The following is a 15,225-nucleotide window of genomic DNA, read 5'->3' on the forward strand; positions in this document are numbered from 1 at the left end:
AGTCTGGCTTTTTCTGACGACCTCTTCCAAATGTGATCCAGAGCTATTTATGATCAAATGCATACTTGTATGGTAATAAAAACAGGCGAAATTCGTTCGCGAAACAGACAATGGAAGGAACAGAAATGAGAAGCGTCATCGTCAAAGAGCCAGGCCAACTGAACATTGCATCACGTCCGGTTCCCGTTCCGGGCAGCCATGAAGTACGGGTGAAAATCGCCTTTGCCGGGATCTGCGGTTCCGATGTACACATCTATCAGGGCCACAACCCCTTCGCGAAATATCCCCGCGTTATTGGTCATGAATTCTTCGGCATTGTCGATGCCGTCGGCGAGCAGGTCTCTCCGGCGCGTATTGGCGAACGCGTCGCGGTCGATCCGGTGGTCAGCTGCGGCCATTGTTATCCCTGCTCGGTTGGTCGGCCGAATGTTTGCGCGCAGCTCCAGGTCATCGGGGTGCACCGCGATGGGGGATTCAGCGACTATGCCTGCGTGCCGGCCAAAAATGCCTGGCGCATTCCGGAGGCTATCAGCGATCGTCAGGCGACAATGGTTGAGCCTTTTACTATTGCGGCAAATATTACCGCCCAGCTGCAGCCCACGCCGCAGGATATCGCCCTGGTTTACGGCGCTGGCCCAATGGGCCTGACGGTGATCCAGGCGCTGAAGGGGGTGTATGGCGTTAAGCAGGTGATCGTCGTGGACCGCATTGCCGAACGTCTACAGATGGCACGGGACAACGGCGCCGATCTGACGCTCGATAACACCCATCAGCCGCTGGCGGATCAGCTGGCGCAGCGGCAGATAGCCCCCACGCTGGTCATTGATGCCGCCTGCCACCCAGCCATTCTGCAGGAGGCAATCCTCCTCGCCTCCCCTGCCGCCCGCATCGGCATACTCGGTTTCTCCGGCGAGGCGTCCACCCTGACCCAGCAAAGCATCACCAGTAAAGAGATCTCCATTTTCTCCTCCCGGCTGAACAGCGGGCGCTTTCCGCTGGTCATCGACTGGATGGAAAAAGGCCTTATCCATCCTGAGGCGTTAATCACCCACTGTATGCCGCTGGAGCAGGTGAAAGAAGCCATGGAGATTTTCGCCAACGATCGGAAGACCTGCTGCAAAGTGCTGCTGCAATTAGGCTAAGCCGACATCATTTTTAAATAACGGCCGACGGATATCTGTAGATCCGCCGCGCCTGATATAAATCATATAATGAGCATGGTGTTATCATGGGAAAAAATATTCGCTGGATTATCGTCCTGTTATTATTTTTAGTGTATATGATAAATTATCTGGACCGGGTGGCGTTATCCATTACGGTGCCGATGATTGAAAAGGACCTTGCACTTAACGCTGAACAATTTGGTATGATTTTCGGCAGCTTTTTCTTCGGCTACGCGGTCTTTAATTTTATTGGCGGCCTCGCCGTCGATAAATTTGGCGCCACATTGGTGATGGGCCTGGCGGTTGGGTTATGGTCGCTGTTTTGCGGCTTAACCGCGGTTGCCACCGGCTTTTATTCCATGCTGGTGCTCCGCGTGCTCTTCGGGATGGCAGAGGGCCCGATTTGCGCCTCAGCGAACAAGATGATTAACGGCTGGTTTCCTAAAAAGCAAGCAGCAACCGCAGTGGGGTTCCTCAGCGCCGGCTCTCCGCTGGGCGGCGCGGTCGCCGGACCTATCGTCGGTTATCTGGCCCTGGCTTTCGGCTGGCGTCCCGCGTTTATGATTATTTTCGCCATCGGTATTGTGTGGATGGTCGTGTGGTTTTTTATTGCCGCCAACTCGCCTGACAAACATAAGCATGTCAGTCAGGAAGAGCTCATGCTCATTAATAAAATGAAGCAAGAGGAGGACGCCCTGGAAACCGTAGAAAATCAAACGGCCCACTCACTGGGTTATTATCTCAAGCAGCCTATTATTCTGGTGACGGCATTTGCCTTCTTCTGCTACAACTATATTCTGTTTTTCTTTCTCAGCTGGTTTCCGTCCTATCTGGTCCAGCAGCACCATCTGGATATTAAACAGATGAGTCTCACCACCATGATCCCGTGGATCGTCGGTTTTGTCGGTCTGGCGCTGGGGGGTTATATATCCGATAAAATATTTAACCTTACCGGAAGGCTGCTGCTGTCGCGCAAAATCGTGCTGGTGGTATGCCTGCTAATGGCCGCGCTCTGCGTGGGGCTCGCCGGTACCGTTAGCAGCGTCGTTCCTGCCGTTCTGCTGATGTCGGTCTCCATCTTTTTCCTCTATGTGACCGGGGCGATCTACTGGGCGATTATTCAGGACGTGGTGCATAAATCCCGCGTCGGCGGCGCCAGCGGCTTTATCCATCTTATCGGCAGCGTCTCCGGCATCGTGGGGCCGATTGTCACGGGCTATATCGTGCAGTCCACCGGCAAATTCGACAGCGCCTTTATTCTCGCCGGCACTATCGCCGCGCTTGGCGCCGTGCTGGTGCTGCTGGTGATTAAAACCCCACGGATGACGATGAAAGCCAGTCAGGCATAAATGGCTGAAGAGCGATGTCCGGCCTTGGCCCGGACATCGTCTGCTTCTACTTCTCCGCCAGGGGCACAGCCCAGCTGCGGCCTAGCGCCGAGCCCTGAGCGCCCTGCTCATTCAGATAGCGATCCAGTTCAACCATTCCGGTCCAGCGATTTTCGCACCACAGCGGCGCCAATAGCGTGGGTCGACGGGCGCTGGCCGATATCCGGTGATAGATCACCTCCGGCGGCGTATGGCGAATCATCTCCCCGGCGGTCACGGTATACGCCTCCAGCTCAATGCCATTGAGACGCCCGGCCTGCCACGCTTTGGCCATAATACTGCCTTTGACAATGTGCAGCGGGTGCAGCTTGATGCCGTCCACGCCGGTCGCCACCACCCGCTCCAGCGTCTCCAGGCAATGACCCTGGGTCTCTCCGGGCAGGCCGACGATCAGATGTACGCAGACCTTCAGCCCTCGCGCTCGCGCCAGACGCGCAGTACGCTGGTAGCAAGCGAAATCATGCCCACGGTTAATCCGATGCAGGGTTTTATCGTGCGCGGTTTGCAGTCCCAGCTCCAGCCATACCTCATATCCTTGCTCATGATATTCACTCAGCAGATCGAGGACTGCCTCCGGCACGCAGTCCGGGCGGGTGCCGACGCAGAGGCCGACAATATTCGCCTGGCTGATGGCCTGACGATACATCGAGCGGAGCACCTGCACTTCAGCGAAGGTGCTGGTATAGGCCTGGAAATAGGCCAGATAGCGCTTTGCCCGGTTGACGAGCTGCGCCTGATGAGCGAGCTGTTCGGCGATGGAGCGATGCTGCTGCGCCTCATCGGCAAAGGAAGCCACATTACAGAAAGTGCAACCGCCGCGGCCCAGCGTGCCGTCGCGGTTCGGGCAGCTAAAACCGCCGTGCAGCGTCAGCTTATGGACCTTTTCGCCATAGCGGCGCATAAGATCCCCACCAAACATATTGACTAATTTCTGTAACTGCATAATCTGATAGACCGGCCTCAACAAAGGGGGCCAAGCCTGCCACTTTTTGTCACCGACGGCGATGACCTGGATCAATCGTCAGCGCGGCGGCCACCCTCATTGCATAAACAATCATGATTACTGCAATTTCATTCACCTCTGTGGTGATGAGTTTTCCTTATATTTCACCTGCGGATAGCCCTAATCTTCTTCACGGTAAAAAACAGTATTAATATCCATTGAGAAAATATATGGCAGTCAAATATGCTAATGATGACATGCATTTCAGCGCATAACGGTAATGCAAAGCCGCGTGCACAGTGAGACAGATCACACTAGCCTGACCTTCCTGAGGCGTATTCATAGCACGAAAAATGGCACTATTTATTTTTAAAACAACAAGTTAACACCTGTATAGCACATTTTTGTATTAATAAGATTGCCATTTGACGTAAGTGTGGATTCCCGATAAGTTGGGAATCCGCTGGAAGCTTTCTGGATGAGCACTCTGCTCATCATATTTATGCAGTAATTGAGATTCCCTCTTAACAGCAAGTCCTCAAACTTGTGTACCGATGCGAAAAGGATTTAAAGAGGGCGAATGCGAGGTGCAAACCCCGTCGCCATACTCTTTCTGTGCCTGTGCGCAATCGGTATCGGAGGGTGTCCGCAGAGCCTGGGGAGGTTCACTGATATGTTGTACGACAAATCCCTTGAGAGGGATAACTGTGGTTTCGGCCTGATCGCCCACATAGAAGGCGAACCTAGCCACAAGGTAGTGCGAACCGCGATACACGCACTGGCCCGCATGCAGCACCGTGGCGCAATCCTTGCCGATGGTAAAACCGGCGACGGTTGCGGTCTGCTGCTGCAAAAACCCGATCGTTTCTTCCGCATCGTTGCTGAAGAGCGCGGCTGGCGTTTAGCCAAAAACTACGCCGTTGGGATGCTGTTCCTGAATAAAGATCCTGAGCTGGCTAAAGCGGCGCGCCGCATCGTTGAAGAAGAACTTCAGCTTGAGACCCTGTCGATTGTCGGCTGGCGCGATGTGCCGACCAACGAAGGCGTCCTCGGTGAAATCGCCCTCTCCTCGCTGCCCCGTATTGAGCAAATCTTTGTGAACGCCCCGGCTGGCTGGCGCCCGCGCGATATGGAGCGCCGTCTGTTTATTGCGCGTCGTCGCATTGAAAAACGCCTGCAGGAAGACAAAGATTTCTACGTTTGTAGCCTGTCCAACCTGGTCAACATCTATAAAGGTCTGTGTATGCCGGCGGATTTGCCGCGCTTCTACCTGGACCTCGCGGACCTGCGCCTGGAGTCGGCTATCTGCCTGTTCCACCAGCGCTTCTCCACCAACACCGTGCCGCGCTGGCCGCTGGCGCAGCCGTTCCGTTACCTGGCGCACAACGGTGAAATCAACACCATCACCGGCAACCGCCAGTGGGCCCGCGCCCGTACCTATAAGTTCCAGACCCCGCTGATCCCGGATCTGCACGACGCCGCGCCGTTCGTTAACGAAACCGGCTCTGACTCCAGTTCAATGGACAACATGCTGGAGCTGCTGCTGGCCGGCGGGATGGATATCGTGCGCGCCATGCGCCTGCTGGTGCCGCCAGCCTGGCAGAACAACCCGGATATGGATCCGGAGCTGCGTTCGTTCTTCGACTTTAACTCTATGCACATGGAGCCGTGGGACGGCCCGGCGGGCATCGTCATGTCCGATGGCCGCTACGCTGCCTGTAACCTCGATCGTAATGGCCTGCGCCCGGCGCGCTACGTCATTACCAAAGATAAGCTCATCACCTGCGCCTCTGAAGTCGGTATCTGGGACTACCAGCCGGACGAAGTGGTCGAGAAAGGCCGCGTGGGCCCAGGCGAACTGATGGTTATCGATACCCGCGCCGGACGCATTCTGCACTCGGCGGAAACCGATGACGATCTGAAGAGCCGCCACCCGTACAAAGAGTGGATGGAGAAAAACGTTCGTCGCCTGGTGCCGTTCGAAGATCTGCCGGAAGAAGAAGTCGGCAGCCGCCAGCTGGATGACGACACGCTCGCCAGCTACCAGAAACAGTTTAACTACAGCGCGGAAGAGCTGGACTCCGTCCTGCGCGTGCTCGGCGAAAATGGCCAGGAAGCAGTCGGTTCGATGGGCGATGACACGCCTTTCGCCGTGCTCTCCAGCCAGCCGCGCATTATCTACGATTACTTCCGTCAGCAGTTCGCCCAGGTGACTAACCCGCCTATCGATCCGCTGCGTGAAGCGCACGTCATGTCGCTGGCCACCAGCATCGGTCGCGAAATGAACGTCTTCTGCGAAGCGGAAGGCCAGGCCCATCGCCTGAGCTTCAAATCGCCGATCCTGCTGTACTCCGATTTCAAACAGCTGACGACGATGGAAGAAGAGCACTATCGTGCCGACGTCCTCGACATCACGTTTAACCCGGCAGAGGCCTCGCTCAGCGAGACGGTGAAAGCCCTGTGTGACAAAGCAGAGCAAATGGTGCGCGAGGGTACCGTGCTGCTGGTGCTGTCCGACCGCAACATCGCCAAAGACCGTCTGCCGGTACCGGCGCCGATGGCCGTTGGCGCGATCCAGACCCGTCTGGTCGATAAAAGTCTGCGCTGCGATGCCAACATCATCGTTGAAACCGCGAGTGCCCGCGATCCGCATCACTTTGCGGTCCTGCTCGGCTTCGGCGCGACCGCTATCTATCCGTACCTCGCCTATGAAACGCTGGCGAAGCTGGTCGACAGCAAAGCTATCGATAAAGCCTACCGTGCGGTGATGCTGAACTATCGCAACGGTATCAACAAAGGTCTGTACAAGATCATGTCGAAGATGGGGATCTCCACCATCGCGTCCTACCGCTGCTCGAAGCTGTTCGAAGCGGTCGGTCTGCATCGCGAGGTTTCCGATCTCTGCTTCCAGGGCGTGGTCAGCCGCATCGGCGGCGCCGGCTTCGACGATTTCCAGCAGGATCTGCTGAATCTGTCGAAACGCGCTTGGCTGGCACGTAAGCCTCTGGCTCAGGGCGGCCTGCTGAAGTTCGTGCACGGCGGTGAATATCACGCCTACAACCCGGACGTGGTTCAGACCCTGCAGAAGGCCGTGCAGAGCGGCGAATACAGCGACTATCAACAATACGCGAAACTGGTTAACGAACGTCCGGCGGCCACGCTGCGCGATCTGCTGGCGCTCAATCCAGGCGAAGACGCTATCAGTATCGACGACGTAGAACCGGCGAAAGAGCTGTTTAAACGCTTCGATACCGCGGCGATGTCGATCGGCGCGCTGAGCCCGGAAGCACACGAATCGCTGGCGGAAGCGATGAACAGCATCGGCGGTTTCTCTAACTCCGGTGAAGGCGGTGAAGACCCGGCGCGCTACGGCACCAATAAAGTGTCGCGCATCAAGCAGGTCGCGTCCGGCCGCTTCGGCGTCACGCCAGCCTATCTGGTCAATGCCGACGTCATCCAGATCAAAGTCGCCCAGGGGGCGAAACCGGGTGAAGGCGGTCAGTTGCCGGGTGATAAAGTCACCCCGTATATCGCCAAACTGCGCTATTCCGTACCGGGCGTGACGCTGATTTCCCCGCCGCCGCACCACGATATCTACTCTATCGAGGATTTGGCGCAGCTGATTTTCGACCTCAAGCAGGTCAACCCGAAAGCGATGATTTCGGTCAAACTGGTTTCTGAACCGGGCGTTGGCACCATCGCCACCGGCGTGGCCAAAGCCTATGCCGATCTGATCACCATCGCCGGCTACGACGGCGGTACCGGGGCGAGCCCGCTCTCATCGGTGAAATATGCCGGCTGTCCGTGGGAGCTTGGCCTGGTGGAAACCCAGCAGGCGCTGGTCGCTAACGGTCTGCGTCATAAGATCCGTCTGCAGGTGGACGGCGGACTGAAAACCGGCCTCGATATCATCAAAGCGGCGATCCTCGGCGCAGAGAGCTTCGGTTTCGGTACCGGCCCGATGGTCGCGCTGGGCTGTAAATACCTGCGTATTTGCCACCTGAACAACTGCGCGACCGGCGTGGCGACTCAGGATGACAAACTGCGTAAGAACCACTATCACGGTCTGCCGTTCAAAGTGACCAACTACTTTGAATTTATCGCCCGTGAGACCCGCGAGCTGATGGCCCAGCTGGGCGTCAAGCGTCTGGTGGATCTGATTGGCCGCACCGATCTGCTCAAAGAGCTGGATGGGTTTACTGCCAAACAGCAGAAACTGGATCTGGGTAAACTGCTGGAGACCGCAGAGCCGCATCCGGGCAAAGCGCTGTACTGCACCGAGAACAACCCACCGTTCGATAACGGTGTACTCAACGCGCAGCTGCTGCAGCAGGCGAAACCGTACGTGGATGAAAAGCAGAGCAAAACGTTCTGGTTCGATATCCGCAATACCGACCGCTCCGTGGGGGCCTCGCTGTCCGGGTATATTGCCCAGACCCATGGTGACCAGGGACTGGCCGGGGATCCGATCGTCGCCCACTTTAGCGGCACCGCAGGCCAGAGCTTCGGCGTGTGGAACGCCGGTGGCGTAGAGCTGCATCTGACCGGCGATGCCAACGACTATGTCGGGAAAGGCATGGCGGGCGGTCTGCTGGCCATTCGTCCTCCGGTCGGCTCTGCGTTCCGCAGCCATGAAGCCAGCATTATCGGCAACACCTGCCTGTACGGCGCGACCGGTGGTCGTCTGTACGCCGCAGGCCGCGCAGGCGAGCGTTTCGCCGTGCGTAACTCCGGCGCCATTACCGTGGTGGAAGGCATCGGTGACAACGGCTGTGAATATATGACCGGCGGCATCGTCTGCGTGCTCGGTAAAACCGGCGTCAACTTTGGCGCAGGGATGACCGGCGGCTTTGCTTATGTCCTGGATGAAGATGGCGACTTCCGTAAACGCGTGAACCCGGAACTGGTGGAAGTGCTGGACGTTGATTCTCTGGCTATCCATGAAGAGCACCTGCGCGGTTTAATCACCGAACATGTGCAGCTTACCGGTTCGCAACGTGGCGAAGAGATCCTCGCCAACTGGCCGGCCTTCTCCGCGAAGTTTGCGCTGGTTAAACCGAAGTCCAGCGATGTTAAAGCACTGTTGGGTCACCGTAGTCGTTCCGCAGCTGAGCTGCGGGTGCAGGCGCAGTAAGGGGTTAAGATGAGTCAGAACGTTTATCAATTTATCGACCTGCAGCGCGTTGATCCGCCAAAGAAACCGCTGAAGATCCGTAAAATTGAGTTTGTGGAAATTTACGAGCCGTTTTCAGAAGGCCAGGCCAAGGCGCAGGCAGATCGCTGCCTCTCCTGCGGCAACCCGTACTGTGAATGGAAATGCCCGGTGCATAACTACATCCCGAACTGGCTGAAGCTGGCCAACGAGGGGCGTATTTTTGAGGCGGCTGAGCTGTCGCATCAGACCAACACCCTGCCAGAAGTCTGCGGGCGCGTTTGCCCGCAGGACCGCCTGTGTGAAGGCTCCTGTACGCTGAACGATGAGTTCGGCGCGGTGACCATCGGCAACATCGAACGCTATATCAATGACAAAGCGTTCGAAATGGGCTGGCGTCCGGATCTCTCCGGCGTGAAGCCGACCGGTAAAACCGTCGCTATTATCGGCGCTGGCCCGGCGGGCCTCGCTTGTGCCGACGTGCTGACCCGCAACGGCGTCAAGGCGGTGGTGTTTGACCGCCATCCGGAAATCGGCGGCCTGCTGACCTTCGGTATCCCGGCGTTCAAGCTGGAAAAAGAGGTGATGACCCGCCGCCGTGAAATCTTCACCGGCATGGGCATTGAGTTCAAACTCAATACCGAAGTGGGTCGCGACGTACAGCTCGACGACCTGCTAAAAGAGTACGATGCCGTGTTCCTCGGCGTCGGGACCTATCAGTCGATGCGCGGTGGACTGGACAACGAAGACGCCCCGGGCGTCTACGACGCGCTGCCGTTCCTGATCGCTAACACCAAGCAGATCATGGGCTTTGGCGAAACAGCTGATGAGCCCTACGTCAGCATGGAAGGCAAACGCGTGGTCGTGCTCGGCGGTGGCGACACCGCGATGGACTGCGTGCGAACCTCCATTCGTCAGAATGCGGCGCACGTGATCTGTGCCTATCGTCGTGACGAAGAGAACATGCCCGGTTCAAAACGCGAAGTGAAAAACGCGCGTGAAGAAGGCGTTGAGTTCCAGTTCAACGTCCAGCCGCTGGGCGTGGAAGTGAATGCCAATGGCAAAGTGTGCGGCGTGAAGATGGCGCGCACCGAGATGGGCCAGCCGGACGCGAAAGGCCGCCGTCGCGCGGAGATCGTCGCTGGTTCTGAACACGTGGTGCCGGCTGATGCGGTGGTAATGGCCTTTGGCTTCCGTCCGCACAGCATGGAGTGGCTGGCGAAGCACAGCGTCGAGCTGGACTCTCAGGGCCGCATCATCGCGCCGGAAGGCAGCGACAACGCGTTCCAGACCAGCAACCCGAAAATCTTCGCCGGTGGCGATATCGTTCGCGGTTCTGACCTGGTGGTCACCGCGATTGCCGAAGGCCGTAAAGCGGCGGACGGGATCCTCAACTACCTTGAAGTCTGATTAGACTCTGAGCCTCAGCGCATAAAAGCCCGATGGTTAACGCCATCGGGTTTTTTTATTGCTCATTCGCCGGGCAAACCGCCGCTTTCAGCGCCGTATTATACCAGCCGCAGATATGCTCTAAGCGGGTGATCGCCGAGCCGACGGTCACCGCCCACGCGCCGCAGCGCATCGCTTCAGCCGCCTGCGCAGGCGTATTGTAGCGCCCCTCTGCGACCACTCGGCAGCCCGCGGCGCTCAGGCTTTTCACCAGCGCCAGGTCCGGTTCGTCCGGTGTCTCCTCTGCGGTATAGCCGGAGAGAGTAGTGCCAACCATATCGAAGCCCAACTGCCAGCATTCCAGGGCATCGTCGAGAGAGGAACAATCTGCCATCGCGTTTTTCCCCTGGCGGTGAATTGCCGCCAACAACGATGCGACAGAGGCCGGACGCTGGCGCCGCGTGCCGTCAACCGCAATGATATCGGCCCCCGCCTGCGCCAGGGCATTCACATCCTCAAGCCACGGCGTAATACGCACCGGGCTATCATGCAGATCGCGCTTAATCAGCGCGATAACAGGCACCGTCACTAACGGACGAACGGCCTGCAGGTTGGCCAGACCTTCTATGCGCAGCGCCACCGCCCCCGCCTGTTCCGCCGCCAGCGCCATCGCCGCGACGATGGCGGGGTTATCCAGCGGGCTGCCCGGCACCGGCTGACAGGAGACAATTAACCCACCGTAATAGCGAATACGCCGATCCAGTTGTGCAAGTAAAGACATGACTGCTCCCTGAAAGATAAGTGTGGCAATAACAGTACCAGCCGCAGGGGCGCGTCGTGTGTGGCGGGGTTAACAAAGCAGGCAGGAAAAAAAACAGGCCCCGGAGGGCCTGTCAGGCGTTACTTCACAACGCGGAGCGCCGGGCGACCACCGCGCGGCGGCGGCGTGTCGTCAGGATCGTCGTCGTGATTATCCGGCTTATCGCCATCGATCACCGACATCACCGTTTCGCTTTCACTCTCAGGCGCGACGTCATCATCGTTGAGGCTGCTGACATCTTCGTCATAGGCCGCTTCCGGTTCAAACATCGTGCCGGCGCCGTTCTCACGGGCATAGATGGCGAGTACCGCAGCCAGCGGAACAGACACGTTACGCGGCACGCCGCCAAAGCGCGCGTTAAAACGCACCTCGTCATTCGCCAGCTCCAGATTGCCGACCGCACGCGGGGCAATATTGAGAACGATTTGTCCGTCGCGCGCGTACTCCATCGGTACGAGCACGCCCGGCAGAGTGACATCCACCACCAGGTGCGGCGTCAGCTGGTTATCCAGCAGCCACTCATAAAACGCCCGTAACAGATACGGGCGACGCGGCGTCAGCTGTGATACATCCATTATTTAGCCCCGACCGAGGCGCATTTCACGCTCGGCTTCAGTTAAAGAAGCGAGGAAGGAATCACGCTCAAATACGCGAGTCATGTAGCCTTTGAGCTCTTTCGCGCCTGCGCCAACCAGTTCCACACCGAGAACCGGCAAACGCCACAGCAGCGGCGCCAGGTAGCAATCCACCAGGCTGAACTCGTCGCTCAGGAAGTAAGGTTTCTGGGTGAAGACCGGCGCGATGGCCAGCAGTTCTTCACGCAGCTGCTTACGCGCAGCATCAGCTTGCGCTGCGGTACCGCTCTGGATGGTGTTCATCAGCGAATACCAGTCCTTCTCGATACGTTGCATATACAGGCGGCTTTCTCCACGCGCCACCGGATAAACCGGCATTAACGGCGGATGCGGGAAACGCTCATCCAGATACTCCATAATGATGCGAGATTCCCACAGAGTGAGCTCACGATCCACCAGCGTCGGTACGCTTTGATTCGGGTTGAGGTCAATCAGATCCTGAGGTGGGTTGTCCTTCTCCACGTGCTCTATCTCAAAACTGACACCCTTCTCAGCCAGCACAATGCGGACCTGATGGCTATAGATGTCAGTAGGACCAGAAAACAGCGTCATTACCGAACGTTTGTTGGCAGCGACAGCCATGAAAACCTCCAGGTATATTCAGAATTTTGTACTGCTGCCAGTCACTCATGACCGGCCAGATGTAAAAACCCCAGTAGCGCGATGTCACCTTCGTTCACGAATAAAACAAAAGATGAACAATCACCAGCATTTGGGCAGAAAATTGGATGATAGTTTACCAGATTTTGAAGACGTTGTGGTGAGGGGATTCTGGAAATGCTGAAAAAGTGGCGAAAACCGGCGGCATGATTGTGGATAACAGCCGTTTTATCCATAAAAAAACCCGCCGGAGCGGGTTTTTTCGCAAATTGTTCTGCGTGAGCAGAAGACAATTAACGTTTGGAGAACTGCGGACGACGACGTGCTTTACGCAGACCGACTTTCTTACGTTCAACCTGACGAGCGTCACGAGTAACGAAGCCTGCTTTACGCAGTTCGCCACGCAGGGACTCATCGTACTCCATCAGAGCGCGGGTGATACCGTGACGGATCGCACCAGCCTGACCAGAGATACCACCACCTTTAACAGTGATGTACAGATCCAGTTTCTCAACCATGTCGACCAGTTCCAGCGGCTGACGAACTACCATGCGGGCAGTTTCGCGACCGAAGTACTGTTCCAGAGAACGCTGGTTGATAACGATTTTACCGTTGCCCGGTTTGATGAATACGCGAGCTGCGGAACTTTTGCGGCGACCAGTGCCGTAGTATTGATTTTCAGCCATTGCCTATAATCCCGATTAGATGTCAAGAACTTGCGGTTGCTGTGCCGCGTGGTTGTGCTCGTTACCCGCGTAAACTTTCAGTTTACGGTACATAGCACGACCCAGCGGGCCTTTTGGCAGCATGCCTTTAACCGCGATTTCAATCACACGCTCAGGACGGCGGGCAATCATCTCTTCAAAGGTCGCTTCTTTGATACCACCGATGTGGCCGGTGTGGTGGTAGTACATTTTGTCTTCGCGCTTGTTGCCGGTTACAGCAACTTTTTCTGCGTTCAGAACGATGATGTAATCACCGGTATCAACGTGCGGAGTGTATTCCGCTTTATGCTTACCGCGCAGGCGACGAGCCAGTTCAGTAGCCAGACGGCCCAGAGTTTTACCGGTCGCGTCAACAACATACCAGTCGCGTTTTACGGTTTCTGGTTTAGCTGTAAAAGTTTTCATTAAAAGCTTACCCAAATAATAAGTTACACGTTGGTGAACACCCAAACGTTTAGTCAGTTGAGGTTCACACGACATTGTCCAGCAAACCTACCCCTTCGAATAGCCTATGCCGGCGCATAGAAAGTTTCGGGAAAAAAACCTTCTCGTAACGTGGGGTCGCAAGATTATAGAGAAGTCGGGGTCAAAGATCGACCCCTTTATGAGATTTTTCAGGCAGGTCCCGGGGCGGCCTTCCGGCTCTCGATCCGTCGGGAAAAAGCGCCCTGTCAGGGCATATGCGGACGCTTGAGATACTCTTCGCTCTGCATCTCCTGTAGACGCGACAGACAGCGCTGGAACTCAAACTTCAGCCGCTCTCCCTGATAAATGTCGTACAGCGGCACCGCCGCGCTGACCACCAGCTTCACGTGGCGCTCATAGAACTCATCCACGAGGGCAATAAAGCGCCGCGCTTCGCTTTCCAGCTGCGCGGTCATCACCGGCACATCGAACAGCATCACGGTGTGGAACAGACGGGAGAGGGCAATATAGTCATGCTGGCTACGGGCATCCACACACAGCGTGGCGAACGACGCCGCCAGCGTCTGGTTTTCCACGCCAAGCGTGGGCAGCTCGCGGTGATTGATCTCCAGCGTCGGGCCGACAGCCGCGCGCGGCGCCCCGGCCAGCGCCAGCCACAGTTTATCCATCTGTTCGCGGGTTTCGCTGTTCAGCGGCGACAGCCACAGGTGCGCCTGCGTCAGCGTACGCAGACGATAATCGATGCCGGCATCGACGTTCATAATATCGCAATGCTGCTTGATGGCGTCGATAGCAGGCAGAAAACGGGCCCGTTGCAGGCCATTGCGATAGAGCTCATCCGGCGGAATATTGGAGGTGGCGACCAGGGTGATGCCGCGGGCAAACAGGGCTTTCATCAACCCGCCTAACAGCATGGCATCGGTAATATCAGAGACGAAAAACTCGTCAAAACAGAGCACATCCGTTTCCGCCTTGAAACGGTCGGCGACAATCTCCAGCGGGTCGCCATGTCCCTGCAGGGTGGTCAGCTCTTCGTGCACGCGCAGCATAAAGCGATGGAAATGCAGGCGCTGCTTACGCTCGCCCGGCAGGCTCTGGTAAAACAGGTCCATCAGCCAGGTTTTTCCCCGCCCCACGCCGCCCCACATATACAGGCCGCGGACAGGTGCCGCCTCGGCAGCCGGTTCGCGCTTACCCAGCAGTTTGCCGAATTTCGCGCGCAAACCGCCGCCTGACGCGACGGGCGCGGGCTGAGTCTGCAGTTCCTGGTAAATGGTATCGAGGCGGCTCACCGCTTCTTGCTGGACGTCGTCGGGTTGATGGCTGCCCTCTTTCAGGGCTAAAAGGTAACGCGATGTTGGAGACAGGCTTTGCATGATCTAATTGTTATTCCTTGAAAACCGTAATGCCGAAGCTCACGATTGACGAAAAAAAGGCCGTTCTACACTACGCGATGATACGCCAGGATTCCACTTCTGTGGAATTAGCGGTTATAGTGGCACTATCGGGCGCAGGCGGAGAGCCTAAGAGCCACCCTACGGAACCACAAAACAACGGGAGATGTTCATGACCTGGGAATACGCGCTAATTGGGTTAGTCGTCGGTATCATTATTGGTGCCGTCGCCATGCGTTTCGGCAACCGCAAACTGCGCCAGCAGCAGGCGCTGCAGTTCGAACTGGAAAAGAATAAAGCCGAGCTTGAAGAATACCGTGAAGAGCTGGTCAGCCACTTCGCGCGCAGCGCCGAGTTGCTGGATAACATGGCGCATGACTATCGTCAGCTGTATCAGCATATGGCGAAAAGCTCTAACAACCTGCTGCCGGACTCTATGGCAGACGCCAACCCGTTCCGCAACCGTCTGGAAGAGTCTGAAGCCAGCAACGATCAGGCGCCGGTCCAGATGCCGCGCGACTACTCTGAAGGCGCATCCGGTTTACTGCGCGGTGGCGCAAAACGCGATTAACTGATCGCGTCTGATAAAA

General features: G+C 56.9%; 13 protein-coding genes. 5 read left to right on the plus strand and 8 right to left on the minus strand.

Annotated features, from left to right (window positions below; all coding sequences use genetic code 11):
• Positions 1–125: 125 nt before the first annotated feature.
• A complete protein-coding gene (locus N438_RS13500; protein ID WP_012967168.1) occupies positions 126–1,142 on the plus strand; it encodes a Zn-dependent oxidoreductase in 1,017 nt (338 codons plus the stop codon).
• 86 nt (positions 1,143–1,228) lie between these two features.
• A complete protein-coding gene (locus N438_RS13505) occupies positions 1,229–2,512 on the plus strand; it encodes an MFS transporter (protein ID WP_008806658.1) in 1,284 nt (427 codons plus the stop codon).
• A 46-nt stretch (positions 2,513–2,558) separates the two neighbouring features.
• On the opposite strand, the gene N438_RS13510 is transcribed toward N438_RS13505, so the two are convergent.
• On the minus strand, positions 2,559–3,494 hold the full coding sequence (locus tag N438_RS13510) for a TIGR01212 family radical SAM protein (protein WP_032736465.1): 936 nt from the start codon (positions 3,492–3,494) through the stop codon (positions 2,559–2,561).
• A gap of 673 nt (positions 3,495–4,167) precedes the next feature.
• On the opposite strand from N438_RS13510, the gene gltB reads away from it, so the two are divergent.
• Both gltB and gltD read left to right on the plus strand, forming a co-directional pair.
• Positions 4,168–8,628 (plus strand): glutamate synthase large subunit, encoded by a 4,461-nt coding sequence (gene gltB, locus N438_RS13520; RefSeq protein WP_008806660.1) that lies wholly within the window; start codon positions 4,168–4,170, stop codon positions 8,626–8,628.
• A 9-nt stretch (positions 8,629–8,637) separates the two neighbouring features.
• The gene (gene gltD / locus N438_RS13525) at positions 8,638–10,056 is read left to right on the plus strand and encodes a glutamate synthase subunit GltD (protein ID WP_008806661.1); all 1,419 of its coding nucleotides are present in this window, start codon (positions 8,638–8,640) and stop codon (positions 10,054–10,056) included.
• A gap of 55 nt (positions 10,057–10,111) precedes the next feature.
• Here gltD and N438_RS13530 read toward each other — a convergent pair whose 3' ends face one another.
• The 7 genes from N438_RS13530 to zapE form a co-directional block, all read right to left on the minus strand.
• Positions 10,112–10,816, minus strand: coding sequence for an N-acetylmannosamine-6-phosphate 2-epimerase (locus tag N438_RS13530; RefSeq protein WP_032733862.1), 705 nt, complete (start codon positions 10,814–10,816; stop codon positions 10,112–10,114).
• 119 nt (positions 10,817–10,935) lie between these two features.
• Positions 10,936–11,430: a ClpXP protease specificity-enhancing factor gene (gene sspB / locus N438_RS13535; protein WP_008806663.1), complete on the minus strand. Its 495-nt coding sequence runs from the start codon at positions 11,428–11,430 to the stop codon at positions 10,936–10,938.
• Positions 11,431–11,433: 3 nt separating this feature from the next.
• Positions 11,434–12,072, minus strand: coding sequence for a stringent starvation protein SspA (gene sspA, locus N438_RS13540; RefSeq protein ID WP_002918467.1), 639 nt, complete (start codon positions 12,070–12,072; stop codon positions 11,434–11,436).
• A gap of 41 nt (positions 12,073–12,113) precedes the next feature.
• Complete coding sequence (locus N438_RS28055) at positions 12,114–12,326, minus strand: hypothetical protein (protein WP_137036830.1); 213 nt, start codon at positions 12,324–12,326, stop codon at positions 12,114–12,116.
• Positions 12,327–12,383: 57 nt separating this feature from the next.
• Positions 12,384–12,776: a 30S ribosomal protein S9 gene (gene rpsI / locus N438_RS13550; RefSeq protein WP_000829815.1), complete on the minus strand. Its 393-nt coding sequence runs from the start codon at positions 12,774–12,776 to the stop codon at positions 12,384–12,386.
• A 15-nt stretch (positions 12,777–12,791) separates the two neighbouring features.
• A complete protein-coding gene (gene rplM / locus N438_RS13555) occupies positions 12,792–13,220 on the minus strand; it encodes a 50S ribosomal protein L13 (RefSeq protein ID WP_002918559.1) in 429 nt (142 codons plus the stop codon).
• A 266-nt stretch (positions 13,221–13,486) separates the two neighbouring features.
• Complete coding sequence (gene zapE, locus N438_RS13560) at positions 13,487–14,617, minus strand: cell division protein ZapE (protein ID WP_049139204.1); 1,131 nt, start codon at positions 14,615–14,617, stop codon at positions 13,487–13,489.
• 190 nt (positions 14,618–14,807) lie between these two features.
• On the opposite strand from zapE, the gene zapG reads away from it, so the two are divergent.
• Positions 14,808–15,206, plus strand: coding sequence for a Z-ring associated protein ZapG (zapG, locus tag N438_RS13565; protein ID WP_012540461.1), 399 nt, complete (start codon positions 14,808–14,810; stop codon positions 15,204–15,206).
• Positions 15,207–15,225 lie beyond the last annotated feature (19 nt).

It is taken from the genome of Klebsiella sp. GL120222-02, from assembly GCF_003097195.1.
GTDB classification, from domain to species: domain Bacteria; phylum Pseudomonadota; class Gammaproteobacteria; order Enterobacterales; family Enterobacteriaceae; genus Klebsiella; species Klebsiella variicola.

Bases quoted from the DNA above. Each gene is read 5' to 3' on its own strand.
- N438_RS13500 (WP_012967168.1), top strand. From the start codon at position 126: ATGAGAAGCGTCATCGTCAAAGAGCCAGGCCAACTGAACATTGCATCA.
- N438_RS13505 (WP_008806658.1), top strand. From the start codon at position 1,229: ATGGGAAAAAATATTCGCTGGATTATCGTCCTGTTATTATTTTTAGTG.
- N438_RS13510 (WP_032736465.1), bottom strand. From the start codon at position 3,494: ATGCAGTTACAGAAATTAGTCAATATGTTTGGTGGGGATCTTATGCGC.
- gltB (WP_008806660.1), top strand. From the start codon at position 4,168: ATGTTGTACGACAAATCCCTTGAGAGGGATAACTGTGGTTTCGGCCTG.
- gltD (WP_008806661.1), top strand. From the start codon at position 8,638: ATGAGTCAGAACGTTTATCAATTTATCGACCTGCAGCGCGTTGATCCG.
- N438_RS13530 (WP_032733862.1), bottom strand. From the start codon at position 10,816: ATGTCTTTACTTGCACAACTGGATCGGCGTATTCGCTATTACGGTGGG.
- sspB (WP_008806663.1), bottom strand. From the start codon at position 11,430: ATGGATGTATCACAGCTGACGCCGCGTCGCCCGTATCTGTTACGGGCG.
- sspA (WP_002918467.1), bottom strand. From the start codon at position 12,072: ATGGCTGTCGCTGCCAACAAACGTTCGGTAATGACGCTGTTTTCTGGT.
- N438_RS28055 (WP_137036830.1), bottom strand. From the start codon at position 12,326: ATGGATAAAACGGCTGTTATCCACAATCATGCCGCCGGTTTTCGCCAC.
- rpsI (WP_000829815.1), bottom strand. From the start codon at position 12,776: ATGGCTGAAAATCAATACTACGGCACTGGTCGCCGCAAAAGTTCCGCA.
- rplM (WP_002918559.1), bottom strand. From the start codon at position 13,220: ATGAAAACTTTTACAGCTAAACCAGAAACCGTAAAACGCGACTGGTAT.
- zapE (WP_049139204.1), bottom strand. From the start codon at position 14,617: ATGCAAAGCCTGTCTCCAACATCGCGTTACCTTTTAGCCCTGAAAGAG.
- zapG (WP_012540461.1), top strand. From the start codon at position 14,808: ATGACCTGGGAATACGCGCTAATTGGGTTAGTCGTCGGTATCATTATT.